This window comes from Paenibacillus rhizoplanae, assembly GCF_042684125.1.
GTDB classification, from domain to species: Bacteria; Bacillota; Bacilli; order Paenibacillales; family Paenibacillaceae; genus Paenibacillus_AQ; species Paenibacillus_AQ rhizoplanae.
The window spans coordinates 1-722 of sequence record NZ_JBHUKY010000085.1 but is presented as its reverse complement, the minus strand read 5'-3'; the positions used below and the strand labels follow the sequence as shown (position 1 = coordinate 722).

2 pseudogenes are annotated in these 722 nt (G+C 48.5%); both read right to left on the bottom strand.

Going from position 1 to position 722, the window contains the following annotated elements:
* Window positions 1-465 (bottom strand): annotated as a pseudogene (locus ACFSX3_RS30445) (hypothetical protein); the annotation flags it as partial.
* Between the two features lie 56 nt (window positions 466-521).
* Window positions 522-722 (bottom strand): annotated as a pseudogene (locus tag ACFSX3_RS30440) (transposase); the annotation flags it as partial.

Below are 722 nucleotides of genomic sequence, written 5' to 3'. Positions count from 1 at the left end.
GCGTTTCGTAGTTTCGTCTAGTCGTTTTGTCCAGCGACAACGTTCTTGGTTAAAAGCCTCATACGAAACTTGTTGCAGCCGTGAAACCAAATTCTGCTGGTTTAAAGCATCGTCAACAAACACCACAAACTCACCGCAGCGGAGAATATGTTCGTTCCAACTGCGGCGTCCCGTCGTTCGCCGGTGTTTTGTTTTCGTTTGTCGAAAGAAACGTTCATGGTCATTGTTCGTGCGAGGAACCCAAGGCGCATCATAGCAGGTGAAAAGCCCTTTCCAAAAGCCTCGGGTATAGCTTTGGAAGTTAGAGACAAGCAAGGAATCTTCCTTCTGGGTATAGGTCTTTTGCATCCAGGACAGCAGACACTCCATTTCAAAGCGTACCGTCTCACTGCGCTGGTCAGCACTTATCTTTGCAGGAGAAAGTAACCGTGCAGTCTCCTGAATCGGAATCTGCCAACGTTTCACCGCTTGGTACTTCGAAGTGAATTCGGGTAGTTTGCGAAACAGCAGCAGCACCTTTTTCAGGAGGACGGCCCCCCTTTTTTAGCTACACTCTTTTCGAGTGAAGCCTTCACGGCACTGGCTTTCTCGTAAATCTGAATCCCTGGCAAATCCAGTGGGGGATTACCATCCTCAAGCAGAAGGGAGCGAGTCGCGGCTAAGTAATCCCGTGTCACTTCGCTTTCAATGGAATCGTCATCTTCAACCTGTTTTTCAATTTC